Consider the following 20,272-nt stretch of genomic DNA (forward strand, 5'->3'; position numbering starts at 1 on the left):
CGGAAGCTTTTATCAGGCTCCATACTTTTATCATCCACCTGTTTTTAAAAGCAAATCTGGGCCTGATCACAAAATGGGCCAGAGAAGTTCCTTGAATCGGGATACACTTCCCATAAATTCAATATCCACCCCCAGCACCGCCAAATCCAAGGGCCAGATCTCCGGGGCCCCCAGCCGGGCATAATCCTTTTCTGTTGTAACCACAAGGGAAACACCCAGATCCCCTGCCCGGTGAAGAATGTCCTGTATGTCCCCGGGGCTGAACCGATGATGATCCCTGAAACAAAAATGATACACCACATTCACCCCAAGGCGTTCCAGGGAACGACGAAATCCTTCATTGTCGGCAATGGCGGAAAAAATCACGGCGGTTCGACCCCAAAGCCGGATAATCTCATTTTTTTCCATGGGGGCATTTCCCGGATAAATCAACCGAAATAAAAACGGCACATGCCGTGCCATGAACACAGGTTTTCCCATGTGGCATGTTCCACCGGGAAGTTCCTGATTTTCTGAACAACGCGTATAAATGATTGCATCAGCCCTTTTTTTAACGGCATGGGGACCTTCCCGCAATCGACCGGCCGGCAGCAGTTTTCCATTACCCAGGGGCCTTTTTGCATCCATGAGGACAAGATTTAAATCCCGGTGAATGCGAAGATGCTGAAAGGCATCATCCAGCAGGATGACATGGGGCTGAAACCGTTCCATGGCATATTTTGCCCCCCGGACCCGATCTCTATCTACGATGACAGGGTATTGTTTCCGGCAGGCCATCATATAAGGTTCATCCCCTGCAGCTTCAGGTCCAATGAAACAATCCTGTCCATCACCTGCAAGGGCTCCGTTTTTTCCGGCTGTACCCCCATACCCCCGGGTGATCACCACCACGTCAAGCCCCATGGCACGCAAAAGGGAGGCTACATGCATCACCATGGGGGTTTTTCCGCTGCCCCCAGCCACAATATTGCCAAAGGAGATCACCCGACAGGGAAACCGATAAGATTTCAACACCCCCCGTTCATAAAGCCAAGCCCTCAAGCGGATCACCCGCTCATATGCAAGGGAAATCAACAACAAAAAGGTTTCCAGTGAAAAAAAACCGGCCCTGTGCTCCCTGCCGCTGATGTCAATGATGCGAGCTTCCAGTTTTTGCCGCCATAATTTAAGCATATGAATCACAACGCATCAGGACTCCGTCCGGGCCATATAAAAAAGAGCCGCACCCAAAAACAGAAAATTAGCAGCCCAGGCACTGACAACCGGGGGCAGCATGCGGCCATAGCCAAGGGATGTGGTGAAGCTGTACAGAATCCAATACAAAAAGGCCATGATCAGGCCAAAAACAATGCCAAGGGGCAGATTTTCCTTCACCGAAGAGCGCATGCCCACGGCGGCCCCCATGACGGACATGATAAGACAGATAAAAGGAAAAGCCGTTTTTCCCAGAAGATCCACCCGGTAGGTAGTGGCATCATATCCCTCCTGCTCCACCTTCCTGATATGGGCTGCAAGTTCGGAGAAACGCATTTCATCGGTTTTTTTCACCACCTGGACCAGGTCTTCGGGCAGAATATCCATGGCAACCTGCTTTTCATCATACATGGTAACCGCCCCCCCCTGATTTCCCGGGGAAAATGTTTGAACTAATAGATTTAAAAAATACCACTGGCCCTCCCGGTACACACCCGACCGTGCGTCCATGCGCTCAATCACATTAAAATGCTCGTCCATGCGGGTGAGGGTAATCCCGGAAAGTGTGCGGTCCACGGGGTTAAAAAATTTAAAATGCGCAATGGTTTCATTGCTGCGGATCCAGATATTTTCCCGGGTGGCATGGACCTGGTGCTTTTTTTTAATCACCGTATATTTAATATGATTGGCTTTGGCCATGGTTATGGGAACCACGGTTTCACCCAGAAAAAACATGGAAAAAGACAAAAGTATTCCGGCCACAACCGCAGGCTTCACCAGAGAATAAGCACTGACGCCCCCGGCTTTCAGAGCCATCAGTTCATTGCTGCGGTTCATGAGACCAAATACCACAATAACAGCCAGCACCACCCCGGCCGGTGTGAACTGCACAAACATAAAGGGGGTCTTGAGCAGCACATACCCCATGGCATCCACAAGGGAAATGCCGGATTTAAGAAATTTATTCAGGTTGGTCAGGTAGTCAACCGTAATAAAAATTGCCAGAACAATAAGCTGAACCATGAAAAAAAAACGCAGGAACTGTCCCATCCAGTATCTATTTATGGTGGAAATGCTCATCCCTTTCCCCTTTTCCAGAAGGTTGAAAGGGAAGGAAATCGCAAAAAACGTTCCCGGGCCACCCGGCGGACCAGATAAACGGCGATGCCACCCATGACCACATTGGGCAGCCACATGGCCACAATGGCGGGATACCCACCGGTTTTTCCGGCGGACCAGCCCAGGGTCAGGAGCATGTAATATCCCATAAACAAAACAAGCGCCGGGCCAAATCCCGATGCCTGTCGGGAGGACATGGACTGAAGCCCCAGGGGCAGGGCAAGAAGTCCCAATGCCAGGCAGGCAAAGGGAATGGCAAATTTTTCATGGAATTCCATGCAGGCGGCATTGCGTTCCTCGGGAGGCATCTTCGCATCCTTTATCACCGCCCACAGCTCTTTTGGACCCATTTCATCCAGATCTCTTTTCTCTCCATTTATCTGGATCTCCGGATTTTTCACCTCAAAATTAATATCATACGTATCAAATTGAATTTGATGAGCAGCTGCCCTGTCAAGCCCCACCTGGTTGATCATGCCATTCTCAAGTCTCAGGGTGTAAAGCCCTTCATTGACCCGGGATATCAAAAAGCCTTCTTTTGCCACGGTTATGTTTACAGTATCCTGAGTTCTGCCATCTTCAATAAATACATCCTTGAGACGACCGCTTTTCATGTCAATGGCATTGACATAGATCATCACATTTTCAAAGGGGACGTTGAACTGCCGTTCCTTTAAGGCCACATTAATGTTGGCCCGGGCCATTTCTGCACCCTTGACACTGAAGGAATAACGGCCCCAGGGCACAGCCCACACAGTCACCCACAGGGTGACAAGCGTCATCAGAATACAAAAAAAAGCCACCGGGGGCAACAATCGGTAAATGGTCATTCCCCCGCCTTTCAGGGCAATGATCTCATTGGAAGCGGACATGCGCATGAAGGTCAGCAGCACGCCGATCATCACGGACATGGGCAGGGTGAACTCCAGGAACCTTGGAAGCGTATACATCACCAGCAAAAAAACCGCAGAAATCCCCATATTGTAGTTCACCACCATATTTGTGATGTCTGGAATCCGTGTCATCACAAAGACAAAGGTGAGAAATAAAAGGGTCACCCCAAAGGGAGAAATAATCTCCCTGAAAACATGCCGATAAAGAACCGGAATCAAAGACGCTTCCTCTGTGCCGTAAAACTGTGAATGCGCTGCCAAGCATCTTCGGGTATATGGGCACCCACCACCTGACATACCTCATAACCCAGAAGTGACCCCAGACGTCCGCTGTCTTCCAGGGAAAAGCCATGGGCCAGGCCGAACAAAAAGCCTGCTGCCCAAAGATCTCCGGCACCGGTGGTGTCCTTTGCTGAATTTCCAATTTCAGGGGCAATGTCAATAATCCTGCCTTCATGGGCCAGACTGCTGCCCCGGGCACCCTTTTTCAGCACTGCCAGGGGGGCCTGGGCTGCCAGGAGATTCAGGGCCATGTTTTCATCTTCATGGCCGGTGTAGGCCTGGGCCTCATCTTCATTGGCAATGAGAATGTCAACATGGGTCTCAACAATTTTTTCCAGCAATGGTTTTGTGGCATTCACCACTTCAAAACTGGCTAGATCCAGAGCAATGAGTGCCCCGGCATCTGTGGCACTCTCCAGGCAGGCGGTCATGAGATCAGGGTTAAACAACAGATAGCCTTCAATGACGGCAATGGCTGTATCCTTAAACAGATCGGGTGTTATTCTTTCGGGATTGAGTTCCGTGGAAGCCCCAAGACAGGTGAACATGGAACGCTGGGCATCGGGGGTGATCACCGACAGCACCCGGCCTGTGGGGGTGGCTGATGTATAAAAAACCGGATCCACGCCGCATGTTTCAAGGGCATCCTGATAAAAACGCCCCGGCTCATCCCCCCCCCGCTGTCCGATGAACCGGGCACTTCCCCCTAACTTTCCCACCCCAACAATGGTGTTGCAGGCGGCACCACCCGGCACCACCACAGGGGGCCTGGCCCCTTTTTCCAAAATGGCGTCAATGTCCCGGCTTTCCACAAGGGTCATGCCTCCTTTTTCCTTGCCAAGTTCCATTAAAAATTCATTATTCTCATGGATCAGAAGATCCACCAGGGCCGATCCGACGCCGGTTATTCGATTTCCCTTCAGGGGTTTGGCCCTGTTTATTTCCACCATGCTGCCACCTGCCTTATTTGGATTTTTTGCTATTTAAATTTGTATTGCAAAAGAGAATCATAGTTCTTCACTCAACTTTCAGACTTCATTTTAAAATTGGTATTTTTATACAGTTCATGCGTCAACGGGGTCAGGCGATGTGGTATTAGAGCCTGACCCCGTTGGTCCGCCAATTGTGAATGGCCCATCTTATGACCAACCCCTGTTTTTAAGTCAAATTGCAACAAAAACGACAATAACGCAAGCTTGACCCCATTCTGAAAGTTAAACACCGAAATTTGAGATTTTTAAAAAAGGGAATTAATATTACCATGGCGGACAGATGAGTCAATAGGTAAAAAAAGCATGTCTATCCACGCCCGGGAAAAATTCAGGCCTGCTCACAACATGGTCTGGCAATCACATTTGGCAGAATAAAGGGATTGCACCCCAAAGTCCCCCATGTTGTGCCCAGGCCCCAAAATTCAAACCAGACATGCATGATTATGATATTATTCCAAATCATTGACAAAAAATTCACCATGACATACTCTATTGAGTCGATATACACAGAATAAATTTACATTTCACATCACATTCAAAATAAATTCGGATATTTATACATGTGATATCATAAAGGAGATACCATGACGGAAAAAAAATCCTCTCTGTTCACATCTGAATCTGTCACCGAAGGGCATCCCGACAAAGTGGCTGATGCCATTTCCGACAGTATTCTTGATGCCATCATGGCCGAGGATAAAAAATGCAGGGTAGCCTGTGAAACCCTCGTCACCACAGGTCTTGCCATGATCGCCGGGGAAATTACCACCGACTGTTATGTGGACATGCCGGAAATTGTCAGGCAAACCATCAGAGACATCGGGTATCACTCGTCGGACATGGGCTTTGACTGGCGCACCTGCTCTGTGATCACAAGCATTGATCACCAGTCTCCCGACATTGCCCAAGGTGTGGATGAAGGAGAAGGGCTTCACAAGGAACAGGGCGCAGGCGACCAGGGTCTTATGTTTGGTTTTGCCACCAACGAGACCCCGGAACTCATGCCCATGCCCATCAGCTATGCCCACAAGCTGACCCAGCGACTGGCCCAGGTGAGAAAAAACGGGGCACTGGATTTTTTAAGACCCGATGGTAAATCCCAGGTCACAATTGAGTATAAGGACGGCAAGCCCCACCGGGTGGACACCATTGTGGTATCCTCCCAGCATAAACCAGACGTGGCCCACGAAGATCTCAAGGACGCCATCATCAAAGAAGTCATCCGAAAAGTTATCCCGGCGGAAATGATGGACGGCGATACCCGGTTCTTCATCAACCCCACGGGAAAATTTGTAATTGGGGGCCCCATGGGGGATTGCGGGCTTACCGGTCGCAAGATCATAGTGGACACCTATGGCGGACAGGGCAGCCACGGCGGCGGGTGTTTCTCCGGCAAGGATCCCTCCAAGGTGGATCGAAGCGCCTCTTACATGGGCCGCTACATTGCCAAAAACCTGGTAGCCTCCGGGGTGGCGGACATGTGTGAAATCCAGGTGGCCTACGCCATTGGCGTGGCAGAACCCGTATCTCTGCTGGTGGATTTCAAGGGCACCGGCAAAATCTCAGAACAAAAAGCCGTGGAAATTGTCAAAGAGGTATTTGACCTGAAACCGGCGGGCATCATAAAGACCTTAAATCTGCTTCGCCCCATCTACAGAAAAACCTCGGCCTATGGCCACTTTGGACGTCATGATCCCGATTTTACCTGGGAGCACACCGACAAAGCCGCCGAGATCAAGGTAAAAGCCGGTCTCTGATACTTTATTGCTTCACACTGAAACTCGATGATCCTTTTTTTTAGATTGATATAACCCACATGTCCTGGCGGACACAACGAATATTGGGTCGTAGACGCGGAGCCAAATGGCATTAAGCCGCCCCTCCCCCGACGGGCAATGGTCCCGGACCGGAACGGTAGACAGCTCGATTGTCCGGTTCCTATTGCCCATCGGGGGAGGGGCTCTGCTGAGGTAGACTTGAAGGCTACCTTTTCATATAAAAAAGGTTAGGGGTCAGGCTTGCGTTATGGGCATTATCGGTTGCGTTTAGGATTCGCTCCGGCTTTGGTCGATAACGCCCATAACACAAGCCTGACCCCGTTCTCGCAAAATCGGCAGAAAAGACTTAAACATCGAGTGAAACGGCCATGGCAGATTCACCTGCTGTGGCCTTTAATTTAAGATAAGGAAACAACCCCATGCAAGAGACAATGAAAAAAACAGTCATGGCCCTGGACCCGGGCCTGAAATACAAGGTAAAGGATATATCCCTTGCCGGGCATGGCCACAAGGACATGCAGCTATCGGAAAAAGAGATGCCCGGCCTCATGGCCATCCGGAAAAAATATGGTGCAGACAAACCCCTCAAGGGCTTTAAAATCATGGGCAGTCTGCACATGACCATACAAACGGCCATGCTCATTGACACCCTGTATGAACTTGGGGCAGATCTGCGCTGGGCCACCTGCAACATTTTCTCCACCCAGGACCACGCCGCCGCCGCCATAGCCGAAAAGGGCTCCGCTGCGGTGTTTGCCTGGAAAGGGGAAACCCTTGAGGACTTCTGGTGGTGTACGGAACAGGCGCTGACCTGGCCCGACGGCTCCGGCCCGGATCTCATTGTGGATGACGGCGGGGACGCCACCCTCATGGTCCACCAGGGCGTCAAGGTGGAAAAGAATCCCTCCCTGATTGATAACATCACCGGCAGTGCCGATGAGATCTGTCTCATGGAACGCCTGAAGCAAAGCCTTGCCGATGATCCTGAAAAATGGACAAGAATAGCTGATAATATCCGGGGCGTATCCGAAGAGACTACCACCGGTGTTCATCGCCTCTACCATCTGGCGGCCCGGAAGGAACTTTTATTTCCGGCCATCAACGTCAACGATTCTGTGACCAAATCCAAATTTGATAACCTCTACGGCTGCCGGGAATCCCTGGCTGACGGCATCAAGCGGGCCACGGACATCATGCTGGCGGGCAAGGTGGTGGTGGTGGCAGGATTTGGTGATGTGGGCAAAGGCTGTGCCGACTCCATGAAGGGGTATGGTGCCCGGGTGATTATCACCGAAATTGATCCCATCTGCGCGCTGCAAGCCGCCATGGAAGGCTTCCAGGTCCTGACCATGGAAGAGGCCGCCCCCCAGGGAGATCTCTTTGTCACGGCCACGGGAAACTACCATGTCATCCGGGGCGAACACATTGACATGATGAAAGACGAGGCCATCATCTGCAACATCGGACATTTTGACAATGAGATTGAGATGAGCCATCTGGAAGGCAATGAGAAGAACGTGAAAAACACCATCAAACCCCAGGTGGACAAGTGGACCCTGGCTTCATCGGGGAAATCCGTGGTGGTACTGGCAGAAGGTCGACTGGTGAACCTGGGATGCGCCACCGGCCACCCCAGCTTTGTCATGAGCAACAGTTTCACCAACCAGTGCCTGGCCCAGATCAAGCTTGCCAAGGAAGATCTGGAGAAAAAAGTATACACCCTTCCCAAGGAACTGGACGAAGAGGTGGCGCGCCTGCACCTGGAAACACTGGGGGTAAAGCTTACCCGACTGAGCCAGCAGCAGGCCGATTACATCGGTGTACCTGTGGAGGGGCCCTATAAACCCGACCATTATCGGTATTAATTCACCTTTCGGAATTTGCTGATTCAGAAGGAGTCAGGCGTGGCTTATGGCCTGACTCCACCGGGCCGAATTATTTACTGTCACTTCACACATGTTTATGGGGGTATTTCCCCAGTTTATGCATGTGCTCATGCTGGTGGATATGCACCTCATCATCGGTTAGAATCCGCCCCTTTTCCATGGAAAAAATCCGGTTGGTCACAGCGGATATAAAATCAAACTCATGGGAAATAACAATGTAGGGAATGGTTAAGGAAACCAGGGTGTCGGCAAGGGTGGTTTTCACCCCGACATCAAGGCCGGCGGTGGGTTCGTCCAGAAGCAGCAGCTCCGGCTCCATGGCCATCACCGAAGCCAGGGCCACCAGCCGTTTCTGCCCCCCGGACAATTTATGGGTGATGCAATTTTCCAGGGCCGTAATTCCCAGTCGATCAAGAACAGCTCTGGCCTGATCCAGGGCCTGTTCCGGAGAAAATCCCAGATTTAAAGGCCCAAAACAGACATCATCAATCACCGTGGGGTTAAACAGCTGATCATCGGCATCCTGAAACAGCAGACCCACCCGGGACCGAATCCGTTGAAAGTCTTTTTCTGTTTTCATGGGTTTTCCCAGGACTTCAATGGTACCGGTATCGGGGATACAAAGCCCCATGATGGTGTGAAACAAGGTGGTCTTGCCGCTGCCGTTGGGGGCCATGATGCCGATGCGATCGGTGTTTTCAACGGTGAGGTTTACGTCATCAAGGGTGGGTCCGGCAGCACCGGGCCAGGTAAAGGAGACATTTTTCAGTTGGATCACAGGCAAATCATGGGTCACAGTCTATTCGCTTTCATTTAAAGAGACATTTTATGGGGCCTGGTCACACCTGGGCCAGGGGGGCAGTCCCCCAAAACGTATCGTCAAAATTCACATCAACAGGGTTTCGGTTAGAACCAGCCCCAGGGCGGTCACGGATACCAAGGTAAGGAACAGATGATTTACCACGCCCGGGGAAAAGGTGTCAAGGGTATGAAATTTACCGTTAAACCCCCGGCAACGCATGGCATCATACACCCTTGAAGCCCTGCGGGAGGCCCGGACAAACAGCATGCCGGCAAGGTAGGCATAGGTGCGGTAGGAATGAATATTGGTGCCGGGCACAAATCCCCGGAATTTTGCAGCCCGCAGCAGTCGGTGGTACTCCGTCTGGATCACGGCAATATAGCGATAGGTCATGAGCAGGAGAAACACCATTTTTTCGGGCACATGAAGGCAATGCAGACTCTGGCCCAGGGTGGCCACGGTCATGGTGGCCACAAGGGACATGAAATAAAAAAGAATGGTCACGGACTTAAGGGTGATGTTCACGCACAGCATCACGCCTGGATGGGTGAGGGTCAAGGGTCCAAGCAACATCAGTGGCTCGCCCTCATGGGTAAAGGGCATCACCAGCCAGATCATCACCAAAAACCAGAACAAGGGCTTTAAGCGTTTAAAAACCGCTCCCGGGGGCAGCTTGGCCAGGCCCACAAGCACCAGCGATATCAGCAGATGCCCCCCCAGAATTCTCACATCATGGCATAAAGCGGCACTGAAGGAGACAATCACTGCGGTTACCACCCTTACGCTGGGATCCATGCGGTGCATCCACGAATCTTGCTGGGTAAGGGTTTCATCCATTCTTTTGTTTCCTTTTTTTATTTATAACCGAGACAATACCGCAGACAAGAAAAATTACAGCAATACCGCCGACCACGGCCAGCATGGAGGGCTTCGCCTCCAGATGGGCCTTGTTTGTCATGGCTTCACTGAGCTGTTGCTCTGCCTTTTCCCCCACTGCGGTGAGTTCAGACCGGGTCAGTTTCCATTGGGCCTGGTGGCCCATGGTGGCATCCAGTTTAATCAAAAGATCCGAGGTCACTGACGAAGGAACTGGAAAATTAAATTTTCCCTGGTCATCGGTGTTGCCCCGTAGCACCACCTGATTGTCCGTATCCACAACCTCTATGGACCCGCCATGCACCGGTTGATCGCCAAAACTGCTCTCGGTATACACCATCCCCGCTTCCACCCAGGCAAAAACATACACCTTGTGTGCCCATGCCGGGGTGGGACCCATGAGAATCAACACAACCGCCATCAAGGCAAGTCCCAGAGCACCTCCCGGCAGGACCGGATCTGCCCACTGCCCTATTTTTTTATTTATTGTTTTTTTTCTCATTTTTCAAATCCTCCCCGGTAAAGATTCGGGTTAATAATATAACTGCCATGTCCTGTCGGACACAGCAAATATAGAGTCGTAGACGCGGAGCCAAATGGTATTATACCGCCGCCCCCCCCGACGGGCAATGGGCCCGGACCGGAACTGTAGACAGCTCGATTGTCCGGTTCCATTGCCCATCGGGGGGGACGGCTCTGCTGAGGTTGCCTTGGAGGCTGCCTTTTCATTCTGGACAGGTGCGCCCTCTTACTTTTTTGGGGGGCGGTACAGCAGACCGATATGATGTGATAAGTCCCTAAAAGTCAAAGCTGGGGTTACGGCCGGGTGTTCAATCTCTTCGGGGAAAAATTTCAGGATACACCTTTAAAAGAAAGGTGACGCAGAACCCCGTGACAATGCCTTCAATGATCATCACCGGCAGATTTGCCGTCATCACCAGCATGGAAACTTCCAGGAAATTTTTTTCCGTAAAATACAGGGCAGCTCCCAGACCCAGAGCCGCCAGCCCCACACTGCCGGCACCGGCCAGAAAGGCTGCAATAAATGTATATCGCGGACTTCTATTTGTGAGCGGTCCAACCAGATAGTAACAGATCACCGCTGGCAGGGCCATGATCACCGTATTCACCCCCAGGGCTGTTATCCCGCCATATTGAAACAAAATCGCCTGGAGAAGCAAGGCTGTCAAAATGGCAGGAAAAGCCGCCCATCCCAGCAAAAGTCCCACAATGCCGTTGAGGATGAGATGCACACTGGAAGGTCCGAGGTTGACATGAATCAGGGACGCCACAAAAAAAGCCGAGGAAAGAATGGCCACATGGACCATGCGGTCATAGTCAATTTTTTTCAGGCCCACTGCCGTTCCAGCAAAGGCCAGCACCCCCCCCGCCGCCATGACCTGGCCGGACAAAACACCTTCTGAAATGTGCATCTTTCTTCCTTTTTAGCTGCCTGTATTTACTTGAATCCCAGCCGTGAAAATTTTTCGGTCCACCAACTGTGCCGAAATGAATCTCTCGGGTCTGATTTTTTCATGCTGACCCACCAATATCATGATGGCAGACCGATGTTGTCACGCAGGTCGTTTATTCTCCTGCCTGCCATGGCAGAAACTGTACCCAGATAACTGCACCCAGTTCAATATCTTTTTCAATGCCGTCATGGACCATCTTCTGATCAGAGGTGCTCAACCCTGCAAACCCCCACCACCCGGCAACCGGAGGCGCATAACTGAACACACCGTTGCCATCGGCGTGGAGGGTCTGGGTCACCATATAATCCGTGGGTGCCACCGCCTTCTTGTTCTCGTTATAGTACTCCACCTCCACCTCGGCCCAGGGGAGGGCTTTACCATCCACTTTTACAATGCCCTGGAAAATATTACCGGCATAAAGGCCATAGGGTTTGGACAGGGGGACAATCTCGGTTTTCAGACCAGCCTCGCTGTCCCATCCCTCTTCCTGACCATAGGCGGCAACCACTGTTTTGGTATAATGGACAATAAAACAATCCTCGGCAGGTTCCCAGTAGGGTACCGGTTCCATGCAGAAAATATACGCCCCGGGTCTTTTCACCGGAAAGCGCGTGGTCCAGGCAGCATGACCCATAACACTGGCATTGGCAAGGGAATCCAGAAGATCGGTCTTTTTGCCTTCTTTTACCATGAAAAAAGAAGCGGGTTTCCCAAGTTCCATGCCCTGCCCTTCAAAGGGATGGGAAAAGGAGAGCATCAGGTTCAGGGTTCTGTCATCATCCTGCATCACCATGCTGTCCGACGGGATGACCATGCCAAAATGAGCTGAGGCAAAAGAGGCCAGTGAAAAAACAAGGAATGCCGCAACACAGATGGATTTTATTAAACGATGATTCATGTTTCTCTCTCCTTAAAGTTGATATTTCAGTGTTTATAATAACAAATGGGTTTTGTCACAAAATTTGGTTGACCAAAACAAAAAAACCACCAAGGCCCCCCTGGAACTCTCATCAAGACAAGAGATCGCAAAGAACCTTCGTGGTTTCATTTCATTATATCATCCCCGGATTAACTCCGAAGAAAATTGACCGATGATTTTAGTTTCCACCGGTATTTTTTATGACGATCATGGCTAAGATCCCTGCCTAAACAAACAACGAAAAACGATTTAATAGATACCATGTAAAAATTGGATTCCCGTTAACCAAGTAGCCATTTTTTCACATAAAAATACTCACAGGGCTTCTACCCTTTATCCATTACAGGGCTTCTGCCCTTCAGGTTTTATCTGTGTAAGTATACCCGGATATCCGGGATGTCAATTCTTTTTTTATTTCCGATACCAGGTACCATCTGCTTTCTGCAGAAATTCCCCGGCATTGGCATTGTCTACAATCTGTCTGGCCCTCAGCGTTTCAACCTTTTCAATGCTGACTCCCTGCTGACCTGCAATGAGGGCATACACGGACTTGCGGTCTGCATTTTCTGCGTCAACAATATCGCGTCCCGCTGTCGATGAAGTAACATGGGCAAGGTACCCCTTTGCGGTTTCCCCCACAAGGCCCTGGGCCTTTAATTTTACAATCTCCGGAAGTCTGTTTTTCATGCGTGTTTTTACATCATCGGCAGATGCACCCGACGTGAGAAACACAAGAAAACAGGCCAGCAGAAATCCCATGCGAAACATTTTTTTCTTATCCATTTTTTCCTCCTGTAATATACCAGAAAAAGGACATGGGTTTCATCCCAGGTAAGCCCCTGGAATCCAACATGCGCCTTTATTTTTTTATTGTCCAGAATCGTTCACGGACATTATTTTTTTATCTTCTGCTCTGCCGCATCAATATCATCAAAAAAATTATCCAGGGCCCGGTCCACCTTGACATTGACATCAATGGTGATATGAATGGGCTTGACCTCCACCGGGGCCATGGTCACCTCATGCTGGGTACTGCATCCCGGGGTCAGGGCCCCAGCCAGACCCAAAAGCATGATGCCCGGTATAAACATTCTGCATCTCATGAATCACGTCTCCTTTTTTTTATATGAAACTCAGTCCAACATACTGCAATGATAAAAGTTTAAATTTTCGTTGTGGCAGGTGGTTACGGCCATGTATGTTTTATGAAAAGGCTATCTCTAAGTACCGACAGCAGAGCCCCCAACGGTCACCCGGTCCGGCCCATTCGGACCCAAAGGCGATCAGCCCGTTATATAAAAATCTAAGCTCTGTGAACCGTTACCTGGGGAAAGGGTATATTCCAGCCATTTATGGTGCACACATCCACACACCAGCGCTGGATGGCCCGATTTAAACGATTATACAGGGGGGCTGCCTCACCGTCAAAATCGGCGATGACCACAAAATCCAGGGAGGATGCACCGGCCTGGCAGAATTCCACATTAAGATTTACAAGATGAGCATCATAACCCTCTTTTACAAGGGCCTCGGAAAGATAGGTCCGGGTCACCTCCAGAATGGTGGAAGTTGCCTCTTTCTGGTGCTCATACCCGATGCCGAACATCACTTTAAGTCTGAAATTAAGGGAAATATTAAGGGGATTCTGGCCCAGAAAATCTCCGGTCTGATATATTTTATGGGAGCCCCCCCGCTGTACCAGTTCCACCATTTCGTGGGAAAGGCTTGTCACCTTTCCCCGGGTACCGTCTCCCAAAATCACCCAGTCCCCCTTACGACAGGGAAACCAGGATTCTTCGGGCTTGAAAGAACGGGACGTTTTTCCCATAAGAAATTCAATGGGCACCCGCAGCTTGATGCCCATGTCCGGATTTTCAATCTCACTGAATACATTGATGCGCTTTACCAGCCAGGGCACTCCGTCCAGCACCATGCGTTCCCCCTCCCGCACAGCCCCGATGTTGAGCATCAGTCGACTCTGATGCCACATGCCCGGCAGGGTACTTTTAACCCCCCAGCCAAGGCCAAGCAGAATAATAATGGTAAGACTGAGAAGTACCCAATCCTCAGCCAGGTAGAACACCAGAATCAGGGCCATCAGGCTGAACAGCACCGCCATAACCTTGAACAGAAGATCCACCAGCCGGGCATAAAAAGGCCGGTACCCGGATTTAAAACCCGGCACCGTTCTAATGGTGACCCGATAAAACAGACGCAGCAGCAGCAGGACCATGACACAGGCCCCTGCGGCCAGCGTAAGGTAAAGTCCCCGGGTCTTAAAAAAATCCCGCACAGAAGTACGAGACATTTCCATAAGGGATTGCTCTTCCTGTTTCATGGTGTCCAACTGAAGCCTTGCCACCTTCAACCGATTGTCCAGCTGCTCCACAATACCCTGCCATTCAGGCTGGAGGGCTTTAAGTTCTGTTTTTACGCCTTTATCTGTTGTTTCCGCCAGCTGTGCATCAATATTTTTAAGGGCATCCCCGGCAACGGGCAGCAGTCGTTCATATGTCTGGATATCTTCCTTTAACTTAGCCTTCTGGCGGGCCTTCAAGGTAAAATGCTTCAGCTCTTTGATACCCGGTTCCACCAGGGAAAGCAGCTCATTTTGCCAGTTAAAGGTCTCTTCCTTTTTTTCGGTGAACAGATCAATGTCAATACCCGTTGCAATACGTTCAAAATCTGCCACCGCATCGTCCAGCTGCCGGTCCAGGGTGGCCAGTTCCTGTTTAAGGTTTTCCTTTTCCATATCCGAAGTGCTGTCTGACAGCTGTTTCTTTTTATCCTTGATGCGATCAGCCAGGGTTTTTTTCAATTCAATGATGGATGTGAGCATCTCTTTGGAGCGATCAGCCCTTTTCTCATCAGCGGACACAACAATATTGTTCTGATCAGCGGGCGCATCTGCCCCATACACCGGAGACAGCGTATAACAACACAACATTAATAGCGTAAAAACAACTCGAAACACGTTTCGCACCTCCTTTGTTAATGAAACAGATTATTTAATCGATTACCAAGCTTCATCACCCGGTTAAAGGGCAGATTCAGGTTTACATCCAGCTTAATTCCCTGGAACCGTGATCCAGGACTTGCCGCATCCACCCGGACAAATCCCCCCATGTTCTTTTTATATTCAAAGGGCAGAATGTTCTCAGGGCTGCCGTCAAATTCCAGTTTCACCATGAGATCCTCTCCCCGGGTATTAAAGCCCACCCGGGCCCACTTGTAGGTGTAGTTTTTCAATGCCTCCCGGGCCAGGTCCATCTGACCAAACTGGGGGGTATTAACGGGAATGCCAGCGGTGAGGACCTCGGTGTTGGACACCTGTATGGTCCCCCCCAGACCCGGGGTGGAGTAAAGAAAACCATTGTCAAAGGAAAGGTCTCCCTTAACCCAGGAAACAGGAATCTGACCATTAAGGCTGCCCTCCCCCACGGCTTTAAATGATCCAACCTGCTGCAGAAGATCGGCAAAGCGCAACCGATGACAGAATAAACGCATGTGATAGGCATCAACGCCGGAGGAAAACCGTGTGGCCCCCGTGGTCACCTCCCCACCGCACCAGTTAAAAGACACTTTTTCCAAAAGAAAATCCGTCTGGGATTCAATGGTATACCGAATGTGGGCATCCGTTAGCAACATCTTATTAAACCGCAGGGAATCCATGGTCACCACCATACCCGGAGCACTTCTGACAAGGGGTAGACCATCAAGTACAAGACTTGCATTGATACCGTTTACTTCAAGGGCATTGTCCGCTGTGGCAAGGTTGCCATGGCTTACATCCACCTGCAATCGATTGTGTTGCGTTTCCCCTCCCAGCACCATCTTTCCCCGGGCTGCCAGGGTGGCATTAAATAAGGGCAGGCCCGTATCCGGGGCCATAAGCCCGGTTTTATGGACCATACCATGGGTGATGGAAAACCCGGGCATCTCCCATGCCAGCTCCATGGCCGATGACAACGGGAATAAAAGGGGCAGGTTCAGGGTAAAACTCACATGGGGAAAATTAACGGCCACAGAACCGACCGTTTCTCCCGGGGGCGCAGCAGGCGCAAAAAAGGGAAAGGTTAGCATGCCGGACACCCCGATCCCCCGGGTGGTCTGAGCAATCTCCCCCCCCATGGAAGCCAGGGAATGCCCGTTAAAGGAGATATCTTTTCCGCTGAAAGCACCCAGGGAGACCGCCGTTTTAAGGGGCCAGGAAAAGGGAAAGTTCAAATGAATCCCCGATACCTTCAGAGTGGCTGTTCCCAACCGGGCAAAACTGCCGTTTTCCGCCTTTACGGCACCGGTGATGCTCGGCTCTCCGCGGCTATCCACACGAAGGGCAAGTCCAAGGTTTACTCCAGGGAAAATCACCTGCAGTTCAGGGCCTGATCCTTTCAGACCTCCCAGGGTTGTCTTCAGGTTCATGGCAAGCCCGGCGCCCCCGGTTGAAAAATCAAACCGACCGGTACCGTTGACAAGCAGCCGGGACAGGCTCAACGGCAAGGGAATATTCTGAAATAAAAGGTCCCGGGCAGCCATGTGCACCTGGATCTGCCCTGCCCGGGATTTGCCCTTGGCAGTGATCTGAAATCCAAGCCCCCGGCCCAGAAGGATCTCCATGTCTCTGTATCGAAAAAACTGTTCTGCATGGTCCGGGTGGCGGTCCATGACAGTGAGCTGCCAGTTTCCTTCCCGGTCCATCATCAATTCACCGCCCACTAAAAGGGGTGGTATGGGATCTCTATTCAATTGAAAGGAAAATCGCCCGTGCATGGGGAAAAGGTTTTCCCTGGGAAGCATTTTTCCACCATGGTTCAGCGTCAGCACAAGCTCGCCCAGGCGAAGGGGTAAAGGCCCATCAATACGTATACGGGATACACGTATCTCAACCGTCCCCGGGCCCTTGCCAGTTATGGTTACATCGCCTTTTTCCCCGAGATTCACCCCGGGAAGCCATGCATGCAACAGATCGTTGAAGGCACTGAAATCCATGTTCCTGGCAGCCATCGCAAGGTGTTTCACACCACCCGCTGCATTAAATACCCCTCCGCCATGGACGGTCTGACCCAGTAAAGACAGATAAAATTCCAGGGAAATATCTTTTTTTTCCGGAGGTACATCCACAGACAGATCAAAGGGAATATCAATGTTTCTGCCCTTAAATGACATGGCAAAACGCGAATGATTTATATCCACCCGGGAGGGGAAATGGCGCAGCAGCTCCTGGAGGGGTAAGCCTTCCCCTCCTTGCACAGAAGGCGGTGGGAGGATCTGGTCCCGGGGAAACAGCAGCTCCACATCGGGGAAGCGGATGCCCTGCTCTGTCAGGATACTTTTAACATTAAGCCCGGAGATACACACAGGACCTGGCCGCCCCTGTAGGAGGCCTGACAGGGGATAATCCAGTGTCACCGCATCGGCCAGTGCATGGCTGCCAATACGGATGGGACCCATGGTGACACCGCTAAAACCCATGTGCCGGACACTGACTTTCAGGGCACTCGGTCCCGGACGGGAGGCGATGAGCCTGTCAATCCCCCACTGGGTAAGCGGAGTCAGTACAAGGGGCAGCACCACCAGGGCCAGAATAAAAAACCCTGCACAGGTGAGAAAAAACCATTTGAATATTGATTTAAAACCCATGACGGATCTCAATCTTAAGATACATGTCCCCCCGGGCATGGGGTCCGGACGTCTGTCCCATGCCGACCAGGCGCAGCCGGGCACCGGACTTTACCCCGGCAGGAACGGTGACCCGGTAAATTCTTTTGTAAAATCCCCAGGGGATATTGACAATTTTCCTGGCACCGGCCAGGGCCTCCACAGTGGTGATCTCCAGGGTACCCGCAAGGTCCAGGGTACCGGGGATGGGATAGGCATGAATCACCTGGAGTTTGGGCGATGTGGTGCGCTGCATCATCCGGGGCACCCTGTGTTGTGTATCAGAGCCGGCGGCACCCCTCCCTGGTATCCATCGAATCATGAGCACCCCGGCCACAAATCCCCCCACATGGGCCCACCAGGCAATACCGGCACCGCCGCTGCTACCGGCGGCATTGAAAAACTGCATGACAAACCAGAATCCCAGGAACAGAAAAGCCGGAATTTCCACAAACCACGGGATGATGATGATGGGAATCAGGGTTAGAATCCTGGCCCGGGGATACAGGATAAAATAAGCTCCCATCACCGCGGCAATGGCACCGCTGGCACCAATGGTGGGCACAGGTGACATGGGGTTAAGCAAAAAATGACACAGGGCCGAGGCAATGCCGCCGGCAATGTAAAACCCGATGTAGGCAGGGGCTCCCAAATGGTCCTCAACATTATCTCCAAAGAGATAAAGAAACCACATATTGCCCACAAAATGCCAAAATCCGCCATGGAGAAACATGTAAGAGAAAAAGGAAAAAAGCTTATGGGAAATGGAAAACCAGGCAGAAATTTCTGGAACGGTGAACTTTGCCGGCACCAGGCCATAAACAAAGATAAAGCGCTCCTGGGCCTCCGGCCCCATCTGGAATTGGGCAAAAAAAACAAGGGCATTGATGCCCATGATGGTCCAGGTGGCCACGGGCACGGTGCGGGACAAGGTGGTATCACGGATGGGAATCATGTAACCACCCGCAACACATGATCCACTTCCAGATGAGCTTTCAGGGCCTTTAAAATCACCATGGCGGCATCCTCCGGGGTCAATTTTTTTATCCCTGCCTTTTGGGCGCAATGGGCAAGAAGCTCATCATTACCACTGTCCAGCCCCATCTTTACCTTGATGGCATCGGCCATGGCAAAATAACATGTGGCAATGGTCCGGCGATTCATAGCCGCCACCATGCACCGGGTGCGCAGATTCAAATCCTGGGCAATGAACGCCACAGCCTCTTCCACGGTGGCGCACCGTGCCTGGGGACGGCGCTCCATTAAAAGGGTATCTTCGGTGGGAATGGATTCTGGGGTCTCCTCCATCATTTCCATAAAAATAAGGGTCTCCAGTATACCCTTCACCGACCAGTAAATCCCCGGGTCCCGACTGGCCCGGGGGCCAGCCACATTAACAACCTTAACGGGATGGCTCCTGAAAAACGCCTGGAGTATCATTGCCGCCTGGAATTCATCCATGTCATCAAGATCAATGTGACAAATGGGTTTCCTAAGGGTCAGGGCCAGTTCCCGGGTGAGAAGAGATCCGCCTTCAAGGGGCCCCCTTGAAATAATGACGGTGGCCTGGGAATCCCGGATGTTTTGTTCCGTGCGCAGGGCATGGTCATCCGTTGGCATCTCATCCATGTGATACACCGGAGGAATCACCCCGTCCTCAGCTTTTCTGCCCGCCGGAACCCATCCGCCATACTCCATGTTAAATTTGATGGCTGTGTCCAGGGCCGCACGATCTGCCCCGGTCTGGCCACCGGAAATAATTTTTCGTATCATGGTTGTCTGCTTCCCATGGCATCACAGTTATGCCGTATCCGCATCACGCACGATCATCACCGAGCAGGTGGCCTTGTGGGCAATGCGTTTGGCCACACTGCCGAAAAGTACAAGCTCCATACCCGAAAGCCCGTAGGCCCCCAAAATGATCAGATCAATTTTCTCCGATTCAAGATAATGAAGTATCTCTGATGACACATGGCCCTCCCGAACCCGGAGCACATGATCCGTTGACGACGGAATGCGCTGCCCATAGGTGTGAATCATCTGATCGGCCAGCTTTTCCACTAGAACCGTGGAAGATTCCGCCGGTACCACCAGATCAATGTCGGTGATCAAGGGGCTTATCACCGGGGGAAGCACATGGAGCAAATGAAGTTGTGCGTCATACTTCTGGGTAAGGTCCAATGCCGTTTCAAAGGCCCTGTCGGCATTGGAAGAAAAATCCACACAGCAGAGAATACGTTTCATGTTCATTGGAACCTCCTTAGACCATTTTATTTGGATACATCCCGGGGCTTCATGACATCATGATACCATGAATTCCCGTCATGACAAAATCACCATCCACAAAAAACCAGGGCCTGATCAGAATCCACAAGCGCCCCAGCATCCAATAAGTCAA

The 20,272-nt window shown here is 51.2% G+C and carries 18 protein-coding genes; 2 read left to right on the plus strand and 16 right to left on the minus strand.

Annotated features, from left to right (window positions below):
* Nucleotides 1–66: 66 nt before the first annotated feature.
* The 4 genes from lpxK to ACYQ2M_RS01360 are packed head-to-tail and all read right to left on the minus strand — an operon-like array spanning nt 67 to nt 4,438.
* Nucleotides 67–1,173 (minus strand): tetraacyldisaccharide 4'-kinase, encoded by a 1,107-nt coding sequence (lpxK, locus tag ACYQ2M_RS01345; RefSeq protein WP_459914508.1) that lies wholly within the window; start codon nt 1,171–1,173, stop codon nt 67–69.
* Between the two features lie 15 nt (nt 1,174–1,188).
* A complete protein-coding gene (gene lptG, locus ACYQ2M_RS01350) occupies nt 1,189–2,274 on the minus strand; it encodes an LPS export ABC transporter permease LptG (protein WP_459914509.1) in 1,086 nt (361 codons plus the stop codon).
* Nucleotides 2,271–3,425, minus strand: coding sequence for an LPS export ABC transporter permease LptF (gene lptF, locus ACYQ2M_RS01355; RefSeq protein WP_459914510.1), 1,155 nt, complete (start codon nt 3,423–3,425; stop codon nt 2,271–2,273). Before lptF ends, lptG begins: the two co-directional genes overlap by 4 nt.
* A complete protein-coding gene (locus ACYQ2M_RS01360) occupies nt 3,422–4,438 on the minus strand; it encodes an adenosine kinase (RefSeq protein ID WP_459914511.1) in 1,017 nt (338 codons plus the stop codon). The genes lptF and ACYQ2M_RS01360 overlap by 4 nt, the downstream gene beginning before the upstream one ends.
* Before the next feature lie 626 nt (nt 4,439–5,064).
* Here ACYQ2M_RS01360 and metK point away from each other — a divergent pair.
* Both metK and ahcY read left to right on the plus strand, forming a co-directional pair.
* Complete coding sequence (gene metK / locus ACYQ2M_RS01365; protein ID WP_459914512.1) at nt 5,065–6,237, plus strand: methionine adenosyltransferase; 1,173 nt, start codon at nt 5,065–5,067, stop codon at nt 6,235–6,237.
* A 440-nt stretch (nt 6,238–6,677) separates the two neighbouring features.
* Entirely contained in the window at nt 6,678–8,123 is a 1,446-nt protein-coding gene (gene ahcY / locus ACYQ2M_RS01370; RefSeq protein ID WP_459914513.1) for an adenosylhomocysteinase, read from the plus strand.
* Nucleotides 8,124–8,208: 85 nt separating this feature from the next.
* Here the strand turns inward: ahcY and ACYQ2M_RS01375 are convergent, their stop codons facing one another.
* From ACYQ2M_RS01375 to ACYQ2M_RS01430, 12 genes are all read right to left on the minus strand, one after another.
* Complete coding sequence (locus tag ACYQ2M_RS01375; RefSeq protein ID WP_459914514.1) at nt 8,209–8,922, minus strand: energy-coupling factor ABC transporter ATP-binding protein; 714 nt, start codon at nt 8,920–8,922, stop codon at nt 8,209–8,211.
* Nucleotides 8,923–9,030: 108 nt separating this feature from the next.
* Nucleotides 9,031–9,783 carry a cobalt ECF transporter T component CbiQ gene (cbiQ, locus tag ACYQ2M_RS01380; RefSeq protein ID WP_459914515.1) on the minus strand — a complete coding sequence of 251 codons (753 nt, stop codon included), beginning with the start codon at nt 9,781–9,783 and terminating at the stop codon, nt 9,031–9,033.
* A complete protein-coding gene (locus ACYQ2M_RS01385; RefSeq protein WP_459914516.1) occupies nt 9,776–10,324 on the minus strand; it encodes a hypothetical protein in 549 nt (182 codons plus the stop codon). Before ACYQ2M_RS01385 ends, cbiQ begins: the two co-directional genes overlap by 8 nt.
* 328 nt (nt 10,325–10,652) lie before the next feature.
* Nucleotides 10,653–11,255, minus strand: coding sequence for a cobalt transporter CbiM (cbiM, locus tag ACYQ2M_RS01390; RefSeq protein WP_459914517.1), 603 nt, complete (start codon nt 11,253–11,255; stop codon nt 10,653–10,655).
* Between the two features lie 154 nt (nt 11,256–11,409).
* Nucleotides 11,410–12,195: a DUF4198 domain-containing protein gene (locus ACYQ2M_RS01395; RefSeq protein ID WP_459914518.1), complete on the minus strand. Its 786-nt coding sequence runs from the start codon at nt 12,193–12,195 to the stop codon at nt 11,410–11,412.
* 432 nt (nt 12,196–12,627) lie between these two features.
* Nucleotides 12,628–12,999 (minus strand): YdbL family probable chaperone protein, encoded by a 372-nt coding sequence (locus ACYQ2M_RS01400; RefSeq protein ID WP_459914519.1) that lies wholly within the window; start codon nt 12,997–12,999, stop codon nt 12,628–12,630.
* 110 nt (nt 13,000–13,109) lie between these two features.
* Nucleotides 13,110–13,319 (minus strand): hypothetical protein, encoded by a 210-nt coding sequence (locus tag ACYQ2M_RS01405; RefSeq protein ID WP_459914520.1) that lies wholly within the window; start codon nt 13,317–13,319, stop codon nt 13,110–13,112.
* Nucleotides 13,320–13,519: 200 nt separating this feature from the next.
* Nucleotides 13,520–15,190 carry a hypothetical protein gene (locus tag ACYQ2M_RS01410; protein ID WP_459914521.1) on the minus strand — a complete coding sequence of 557 codons (1,671 nt, stop codon included), beginning with the start codon at nt 15,188–15,190 and terminating at the stop codon, nt 13,520–13,522.
* Between the two features lie 17 nt (nt 15,191–15,207).
* On the minus strand, nt 15,208–17,856 hold the full coding sequence (locus ACYQ2M_RS01415) for an intermembrane phospholipid transport protein YdbH family protein (protein ID WP_459914522.1): 2,649 nt from the start codon (nt 17,854–17,856) through the stop codon (nt 15,208–15,210).
* On the minus strand, nt 17,846–18,829 hold the full coding sequence (locus ACYQ2M_RS01420; RefSeq protein WP_459914523.1) for a rhomboid family intramembrane serine protease: 984 nt from the start codon (nt 18,827–18,829) through the stop codon (nt 17,846–17,848). Before ACYQ2M_RS01420 ends, ACYQ2M_RS01415 begins: the two co-directional genes overlap by 11 nt.
* On the minus strand, nt 18,826–19,647 hold the full coding sequence (locus ACYQ2M_RS01425) for a putative molybdenum carrier protein (RefSeq protein WP_459914524.1): 822 nt from the start codon (nt 19,645–19,647) through the stop codon (nt 18,826–18,828). Before ACYQ2M_RS01425 ends, ACYQ2M_RS01420 begins: the two co-directional genes overlap by 4 nt.
* Before the next feature lie 27 nt (nt 19,648–19,674).
* On the minus strand, nt 19,675–20,124 hold the full coding sequence (locus ACYQ2M_RS01430) for a universal stress protein (RefSeq protein ID WP_459914525.1): 450 nt from the start codon (nt 20,122–20,124) through the stop codon (nt 19,675–19,677).
* Nucleotides 20,125–20,272: the final 148 nt, after the last annotated feature.

The sequence above is a fragment of the Desulfocicer niacini genome (assembly GCF_054657595.1).

What these genes read in the sequence shown, in the direction of transcription:
- lpxK (WP_459914508.1), bottom strand. Translation starts at nt 1,173, where the DNA reads ATGCTTAAATTATGGCGGCAAAAACTGGAAGCTCGCATCATTGACATC.
- cbiM (WP_459914517.1), bottom strand. Translation starts at nt 11,255, where the DNA reads ATGCACATTTCAGAAGGTGTTTTGTCCGGCCAGGTCATGGCGGCGGGG.
- ACYQ2M_RS01360 (WP_459914511.1), bottom strand. Translation starts at nt 4,438, where the DNA reads ATGGTGGAAATAAACAGGGCCAAACCCCTGAAGGGAAATCGAATAACC.
- ACYQ2M_RS01395 (WP_459914518.1), bottom strand. Translation starts at nt 12,195, where the DNA reads ATGAATCATCGTTTAATAAAATCCATCTGTGTTGCGGCATTCCTTGTT.
- ACYQ2M_RS01385 (WP_459914516.1), bottom strand. Translation starts at nt 10,324, where the DNA reads ATGAGAAAAAAAACAATAAATAAAAAAATAGGGCAGTGGGCAGATCCG.
- lptG (WP_459914509.1), bottom strand. Translation starts at nt 2,274, where the DNA reads ATGAGCATTTCCACCATAAATAGATACTGGATGGGACAGTTCCTGCGT.
- ACYQ2M_RS01415 (WP_459914522.1), bottom strand. Translation starts at nt 17,856, where the DNA reads ATGGGTTTTAAATCAATATTCAAATGGTTTTTTCTCACCTGTGCAGGG.
- ahcY (WP_459914513.1), top strand. Translation starts at nt 6,678, where the DNA reads ATGCAAGAGACAATGAAAAAAACAGTCATGGCCCTGGACCCGGGCCTG.
- ACYQ2M_RS01405 (WP_459914520.1), bottom strand. Translation starts at nt 13,319, where the DNA reads ATGAGATGCAGAATGTTTATACCGGGCATCATGCTTTTGGGTCTGGCT.
- ACYQ2M_RS01420 (WP_459914523.1), bottom strand. Translation starts at nt 18,829, where the DNA reads ATGATTCCCATCCGTGATACCACCTTGTCCCGCACCGTGCCCGTGGCC.
- ACYQ2M_RS01430 (WP_459914525.1), bottom strand. Translation starts at nt 20,124, where the DNA reads ATGAACATGAAACGTATTCTCTGCTGTGTGGATTTTTCTTCCAATGCC.
- ACYQ2M_RS01425 (WP_459914524.1), bottom strand. Translation starts at nt 19,647, where the DNA reads ATGATACGAAAAATTATTTCCGGTGGCCAGACCGGGGCAGATCGTGCG.
- ACYQ2M_RS01400 (WP_459914519.1), bottom strand. Translation starts at nt 12,999, where the DNA reads ATGGATAAGAAAAAAATGTTTCGCATGGGATTTCTGCTGGCCTGTTTT.
- metK (WP_459914512.1), top strand. Translation starts at nt 5,065, where the DNA reads ATGACGGAAAAAAAATCCTCTCTGTTCACATCTGAATCTGTCACCGAA.
- cbiQ (WP_459914515.1), bottom strand. Translation starts at nt 9,783, where the DNA reads ATGGATGAAACCCTTACCCAGCAAGATTCGTGGATGCACCGCATGGAT.